Raw genomic sequence first — 6,720 nt, 5'->3', positions numbered from 1 at the left:
GCGCGCCCCCCAGCGGCTCTTCGACCCGCCCCCCCGGCGCGGCGCCGGCGCCGCGCGCCGATTCGCGGATCGCGCGGCGCTCGACCTGGGTCGAACCGCAAGGCACGCAGATGATGATGCGCGGCGACGGGCGGAAGAACTTGGAGTCGTGCACCATGCGGATGAACTGCTTGAGCATCTGCTCGGTGACGGTGAAGTCGGCGATCACGCCGTCCTTCATCGGGCGGATGGCTTCTATGTTGCCCGGCACCTTGCCCAGCATCTGCTTGGCTTCCTTGCCGACCGCCTGGATCGTCTTCTTGCCGTTCGGGCCGCCTTCCTGGCGGATGGCCACGACCGATGGCTCGTCCAGGACGATGCCCAGGCCGCGGACGTAGATCAGCGTGTTGGCGGTGCCGAGGTCAATCGCCAGGTCGTTCGAGAAGTAGCTGCGTAAAAAACCAAACATGTGTGTCCTGATGCGCATCAAGGTGCGCCTAAACATTGATCGGGATGTCCTTGCCGCGCCTGTTCGATCGAGCACCGCGGTCTTTTCATGCGCCGGCCGTGTACTGGGAGCAGCTTTCGGCACGACAACGCATTAGCCCGCCATTCTACCTTATAATTTGACGTTTACATGCCGAATACAGGGGCTTTTACCCCCCAATTCGAGTGCGAGATCGGCGGTGTTTCCAAGCTTTTATCGGCTGTAGCGCGCCGTTGGCTGGTAACTTGCCAACATTCATTATTCGCTCAACCACATTTTGCGCGCGGCCCGCGCCGCGCCCGACATCATGTCCCTGACCCTTTCAGATGTAAAACGCATCGCCAACCTGGCCCAGCTCGATATGGACGAGGCCCACGCCGAGACCATGCTGGGTGAATTGAACGGCATTTTCGCGCTGGCCGAGCAGATGCAGGCGGTCGACACCAGCGGCGTGGCGCCGCTGGCGCAGCCGCTGGCCGCCATCCTCGCGCTGCCGTTGCGCCTGCGCGACGACGTGGTCACCGAGGCCAACCGCCGCGAGGACTACCAGGCGCCGGCGCCGAAGACCCAGGACGGCCTGTACCTGGTGCCGAAGGTCATCGAGTAATCCGCTTTCACGAATCGACACGCACATGCATACCAAGACCATCAAAGAGCTGTCCGCGGCACTGCACGCCAAACAGGTATCGGCCACCGAACTGGCGCGCCACTACCTGGGCCGCATCGAGGCCAGCGGCCACAACGCCTTCCTGCACGTGGATCCGGAGCTGACCCTGGCGCAAGCCGCTAGCGCCGACGAGCGCCTGGCGCAAGGCACGGCCGGCCCGCTGACCGGCGTGCCGATCGCGCACAAGGACATCTTCGTCACCCGCGGCTGGCGCACCACCGCCGGCTCGAAGATCCTGGAAGGCTATGCCAGCCCCTTCGACGCCACCGTGGTCGACCGCTTCAAGGCGGCCGGCATGGTCACCCTGGGCAAGGCCAACCTGGATGAATTCGCGATGGGCTCGGCCAACGAGAACTCGGCCTACGGCGCGGTGAAGAACCCCTGGGACCCGCTGGCCGTGCCGGGCGGCTCCTCGGGCGGCTCGGCCGCCGCGATCGCCGCGCGCCTGGCGCCGGCCGCCACCGCCACCGACACCGGCGGCTCGATCCGCCAGCCGGCCGCCTTCTGCGGCGTCACCGGCATCAAGCCGACCTACGGCCGCGTGTCGCGCTTCGGCATGATCGCCTTCGCCTCCTCGCTCGACCAGGGCGGCCCGATCGCCCAGACCGCCGAGGACTGCGCCCTGCTGCTGAACGAAATGAGCGGCTTCGACGAGCGCGACTCGACCAGCCTCACCCCTGACCAGGGCAATATCGGCGAGGACTACACCCGCGACCTGAACAAGCCCCTGAACGGCCTGCGCATCGGCGTGCCGAAGGAATACTTCGGCGAAGGCCTGGCAAGCGACGTCGAAGGCGCCGTGCGCGCCGCCCTGGACGAATTCGTCAAGCTGGGCGCCAGCCTGGTCGAGATCTCGCTGCCGAAGACGGCGCTGTCGATCCCGACCTACTACATCATCGCCCCGGCCGAAGCGTCGTCCAACCTGTCGCGCTTCGACGGCGTGCGCTATGGCCACCGCGCGGCCGAGTACAAGGATCTGCAGGACATGTACCGCAAAACCCGCGCCGAAGGTTTCGGCCGCGAGGTGCAGCGCCGCATCATGGTCGGCACCTATGTGCTGTGCCATGGCTACTACGACGCCTACTACGTGCAGGCGCAGAAGATCCGCCGCCTGATCGCGGACGACTTCCAGGCCGTGTTCCGCGACCAGTGCGACGTGATCATGGGCCCGGTGGCCCCGACCGTGGCCTGGGACCTGGGCGCCAAGTCGAACGACCCGGTGGCGAACTACCTGGCCGACATCTACACCCTGTCGACCAGCCTGGCCGGCCTGCCGGGCATGTCGGTGCCTTGCGGCTTCGGCGGCGCCGGCGGCAAGCGCCCGGTCGGCCTGCAAATCATCGGCAACTACTTCGGCGAAGCCAGGCTGCTGAACATCGCGCACCAGTACCAGCAGGTCACCGACTGGCACACGCGCGCGCCGGAAGGCGTGTAAGCGTAGGGTGGGGGGGGGGGCCCCCCCCCCCGGGCCCCCCCCCCCCCCGGGCCCGGGGGGGGGCGGGGGGGGGGCCCCCCCCCCCCCCCCAACCCCCACGCCTCTAACGCTTCGAATGCGTACTGGACTTCATCCCCGAACTTGTCGAGGAACATCAGCGCGCGCACGCCCTGCGCCGCGCCGTGATAGTCGCCGGCGTCGAGCTGCCTGCCGACCTGCTCGAGCATCCCCTTGCGCTCGCGCTTGAGCTGCGCATCCAGCCCGTCCAGCGCCGCGGCGTCCTTGCCGGCGCGCGCATCGTCGAGCGCTTCGCGCCATTCCATCTGCTGCATCAGGAAGGCCATCGGCATGGCCGTGTTGGACTCGGTCTGCAGGTCGACGCCGTTGATCTCGCACAGGTACTGGGCGCGCTTCTGCGGATTGCGCAGGGTCTGGTAGGCCTCGTTGGCGCGCGTCGCCCACTGCATCGCCACGCGCTTCTCGGTGTCGGAAGCGTTGACGAAGCGGTCCGGGTGCACCTGGCCCTGCACCTCGCGGTAGGCCGCGTCCAGCGCGTCCATGTCGACGGCGAAGCGGGCCGGCAGGTGGAACAGCTCGAAGTGGTTCTGCATCACGCTCAGATACGGAAGCTCTCGCCGCAACCGCAATTGTCCTTGACGTTGGGGTTGTTGAAGCGGAAGCCTTCGTTCAGTCCTTCGCGGGCGAAATCCAGCTCGGTGCCGTCGATGTAGGGCAGGCTCTTGGGGTCGACGAAGACCTTCACGCCGAAGGACTCGAACACGGTGTCCTCGGGCGACATGTCGTCGACGTACTCGAGCTTGTAGGCCAGGCCGGAGCACCCCGTGGTGCGCACACCGAAGCGCAAGCCGATGCCCTTGCCCCGGCGTTCGAGGTAACGGTTGACGTGCTTGGCGGCTTTTTCGGTCAGGGTGATTGCCATGTGGTTCTCCAGCTTGTTCAACAGTGGTTGTTACGCTGCCTTGTCGGCGTGTTTCGCCTTGTAGTCGGCGACGGCGGCCTTGATCGCGTCTTCGGCCAGGATCGAGCAGTGAATCTTGACCGGCGGCAGTGCCAGTTCTTCGGCGATCTGGGTGTTCTTGATGGCCAGCGCTTCGTCCAGCGACTTGCCCTTGACCCATTCGGTCACCAGCGAGCTCGAGGCGATCGCCGAGCCGCAGCCGTAGGTCTTGAACTTCGCGTCTTCGATCAGGCCCTGGTCGTTGACCTTGATCTGCAGCTTCATCACGTCGCCGCAGGCCGGCGCGCCGACCATGCCGGTGCCGATCGCGTCGTCGCCCTTGTCGAAGGCGCCGACGTTGCGCGGGTTTTCATAGTGGTCGAGAACTTTGTCCGAGTAAGCCATGGTGATACTCCTTGAATACAGTAATTAGTGGGCTGCCCATTGGATCGAGTTGAGGTCGATCCCTTCCTTGAACATGTCCCACAGCGGCGACAGTTCGCGCAGTTTGCCAACCTTCGCTTTCAGCAGGTTGATGGCGAAGTCGACTTCTTCCTCGGTCGTGAAGCGGCCGATGGTGAAGCGGATCGAGCTGTGCGCCAGTTCGTCGCTGCGGCCCAGGGCGCGCAGGACGTAGGATGGTTCCAGCGAAGCCGAGGTGCAGGCCGAGCCGGACGACACGGCGATGTCCTTGATCGCCATGATCAGCGACTCGCCTTCGACGTAGTTGAACGAGACGTTCAGGTTGTGCGGCACGCGGTGTTCCATGTCGCCGTTGACGTAGACTTCCTCGATCTCGAGCAGGCCCTTGGCCAGGCGGTCGCGCAGCGCCTTGATGCGCGCCAGTTCGCTGTCCATCTCTTCCTTGGCGATGCGGAAGGCTTCGCCCATGCCCACGATCTGGTGGGTCGGCAGGGTGCCCGAGCGCAGGCCGCGCTCATGGCCGCCGCCGTGCATCTGCGCTTCCAGGCGCACGCGCGGCCTGCGGCGCACGTACAGGGCGCCGATGCCTTTCGGGCCATAGACCTTATGGGCGGTGAAGGTCATCAGGTCGACCTTCAGCTTTTCCAGGTCGATCTCGACCTTGCCGACGGCTTGCGCGGCGTCGCAGTGGAAGATGATGCCCTTCGAGCGGCACAGCTCGCCGATCTCGGCGATCGGCTGAATGACGCCGATCTCGTTGTTGACCATCATGACCGAGACCAGGATGGTGTCCGGGCGGATCGCCGCTTCCAGCTGCTCGAGGGTGATCAGGCCGTTTTCCTGCGGCTCGAGGTAGGTCGCCTCGAAGCCCTGGCGCTCGAGTTCGCGCACGGTGTCCAGCACGGCCTTGTGCTCGGTCTTGACGGTGACGATGTGCTTGCCCTTGGTCTTGTAGAACTGGGCCGCGCCCTTCAGCGCCAGGTTGTTGCTTTCGGTCGCGCCCGAGGTCCAGATGATCTCGCGCGGATCGGCGCCGACGATGGCCGCGACGTGGCCGCGCGCCTCTTCGACCGCCGCCTCGGCGGTCCAGCCGTACATGTGGCTGCGCGATGCCGGGTTGCCGAACTGCTCGCGCAGGAAGGGAATCATCTTGTCCGCCACGCGCGGATCGATCGGCGTGGTGGCCGAGTAATCCATGTAGATCGGGAAGTGGGGCGCAGTCGCGAAGCTCTGCTCGGTTTTCTTGTCCAAAGGCGCGTTCATCAGTTCACTCCAGTATGCTTCAATTTTGTCCGACGGCGGCGTGGGTGCGGTGCACCACCACGACGTTCTGTTCCTTCTGCTTCTGCTGGTCGACCAGGTCTTGCAGGGAGACCGAATCGAGGTAGTCGACCATCTTCTCGTTCAGCGTGGTCCACAACTCGTGGGTCATGCACCGGGTGCCGCTGGCGGCGTCGGCGCCGTGGCAGTTTTCCTTGCCGCCGCACTGGGTCGCATCGAGCGGCTCGTCGACGGCGATGATGATGTCGGCCACCGTCACCTTTTCCGCCGGACGCGCCAGGCTGTAGCCGCCGCCCGGCCCGCGGATCGATTCGACGATCTCGTGGCGGCGCAGCTTGCCGAACAGTTGCTCCAGGTACGACAACGAAATGGCCTGGCGCTGGCTGATGCCCGACAGCGTGACCGGACCATTGCCCTGGCGCAGGGCAAGATCGATCATCGCGGTAACAGCAAAACGGCCTTTGGTGGTCAGACGCATCACAGCCCCGGTTAGTGTTAAAATATTCCTCTTGCCCAACTTAAATCCGACTGCGTCATCTCTCGATTGCAGCTTGTTAAAAACCGGATTAGTTGAACGATTTAGTCAAGTATAGCAAAACGCAAGCGTCTTGTCTTGGCAGCCCCAAAAACGGCAGCCGCCTCCCCTTCCCCGCCTTCCCCTGATGGTCTATTGCGCTTTTTTCATTGCGCCTCGAGCAGCCGCATGGGGCCGAAGAGTTCCTGCATGCCCTGGTGCTGGATAAAAGACAGGTTATACGGATGCTCGGCCGCGATCTGCGGCAGCCCGGCCGTTTCCGGCAGCTTGCGCAGCTGCTCGGCGATCTTGCCCCACAAGATCAAGGTCGGCCGCTCGGCCCGGGCCGCCAGCGCGGCCAGCACGGTCTGCAGGAAAGGCAGCCAGGCGCGCGCATCGACCGCGGGCGGGACATGGCTGCGGAACACCAGCGAGGCGTTCAGCAGTAAAAAGCCGTTCTGGTGCAGCCGGTCCTGGAGCTGGGCCAGGGTCTGGATCGCCCCGCCGGCGCGGGCGGCCTGGGCCACCGGGACCATGGCGGAGCCGCCGGTGTCGTCCGCCTGCAGCTGGCCTGCGGCGACCAGCAGCATCTTCATGAAGTTGCGCAGCGAGGTGGCGCGGTTGACGGGCTTGGAGAGGCCGGTTTCGCTCCACAATTCCTTGACCGCGCCGTCCATGAAGCAGACGCCGGTGGCGCTCTCGGCGCGCGGGTAAGGGCCTTCGCCGACCAGGACGTAGCGGACCTTGTTCAAGGGCTGGGCGAAGGCGGCGAACAGGCGGTTGTCGGTGGGCAGGTAGTCGTCGCTTGCCAGGGCCGGGAGATAGCCGGGGGTGGCGGCGGCCATGGCGTGCAGGCCCTGCTCCAGGATCGGGCGCCAGGAGGGGGCGGCGAGGGACAAGGCTTGCAGGAGCTGGGTGGGGATGGTCATGGCGGCGGGTACGGTTTGGAGGGGCGGATTGTAGCGTACGGACTGGG

8 protein-coding genes and 1 pseudogene are annotated in these 6,720 nt (G+C 65.5%); 2 read left to right on the top strand and 7 right to left on the bottom strand.

The window, feature by feature from the left end:
* The coding region (locus KBW98_RS08650) for a rod shape-determining protein (protein WP_211519714.1) at positions 1–448 on the bottom strand (448 nt) is incomplete at its 3' end.
* Between the two features lie 325 nt (positions 449–773).
* On the opposite strand from KBW98_RS08650, the gene gatC reads away from it, so the two are divergent.
* Positions 774–1,073 carry an Asp-tRNA(Asn)/Glu-tRNA(Gln) amidotransferase subunit GatC gene (gene gatC, locus KBW98_RS08645; protein WP_211519713.1) on the top strand — a complete coding sequence of 100 codons (300 nt, stop codon included), beginning with the start codon at positions 774–776 and terminating at the stop codon, positions 1,071–1,073.
* 25 nt (positions 1,074–1,098) lie between these two features.
* Positions 1,099–2,568, top strand: a complete 1,470-nt coding sequence (gene gatA, locus KBW98_RS08640) for an Asp-tRNA(Asn)/Glu-tRNA(Gln) amidotransferase subunit GatA (protein WP_211519712.1) — start codon at positions 1,099–1,101, stop codon at positions 2,566–2,568.
* A 98-nt stretch (positions 2,569–2,666) separates the two neighbouring features.
* Here the strand turns inward: gatA and hscB are convergent.
* From hscB to KBW98_RS08610, 6 genes and pseudogenes are all read right to left on the bottom strand, one after another.
* Positions 2,667–3,179, bottom strand: a pseudogene (gene hscB / locus KBW98_RS08635) (Fe-S protein assembly co-chaperone HscB); the annotation flags it as partial.
* Between the two features lie 5 nt (positions 3,180–3,184).
* Positions 3,185–3,508, bottom strand: a complete 324-nt coding sequence (iscA, locus tag KBW98_RS08630; protein ID WP_211519711.1) for an iron-sulfur cluster assembly protein IscA — start codon at positions 3,506–3,508, stop codon at positions 3,185–3,187.
* A 30-nt stretch (positions 3,509–3,538) separates the two neighbouring features.
* On the bottom strand, positions 3,539–3,931 hold the full coding sequence (gene iscU, locus KBW98_RS08625) for a Fe-S cluster assembly scaffold IscU (RefSeq protein ID WP_211519710.1): 393 nt from the start codon (positions 3,929–3,931) through the stop codon (positions 3,539–3,541).
* 24 nt (positions 3,932–3,955) lie between these two features.
* Positions 3,956–5,212 (bottom strand): IscS subfamily cysteine desulfurase, encoded by a 1,257-nt coding sequence (locus KBW98_RS08620; protein ID WP_211519709.1) that lies wholly within the window; start codon positions 5,210–5,212, stop codon positions 3,956–3,958.
* A 19-nt stretch (positions 5,213–5,231) separates the two neighbouring features.
* A complete protein-coding gene (gene iscR / locus KBW98_RS08615; RefSeq protein WP_211519708.1) occupies positions 5,232–5,708 on the bottom strand; it encodes a Fe-S cluster assembly transcriptional regulator IscR in 477 nt (158 codons plus the stop codon).
* A gap of 203 nt (positions 5,709–5,911) precedes the next feature.
* Positions 5,912–6,673 (bottom strand): uracil-DNA glycosylase, encoded by a 762-nt coding sequence (locus tag KBW98_RS08610; protein ID WP_211519707.1) that lies wholly within the window; start codon positions 6,671–6,673, stop codon positions 5,912–5,914.
* Positions 6,674–6,720: the final 47 nt, after the last annotated feature.

Origin of the sequence: Massilia sp. ST3, assembly GCF_018119405.1 — a bacterium.
Lineage (GTDB): Bacteria > Pseudomonadota > Gammaproteobacteria > Burkholderiales > Burkholderiaceae_D > Telluria.
This window is presented reverse-complemented; position numbering and strand designations above follow the sequence as displayed.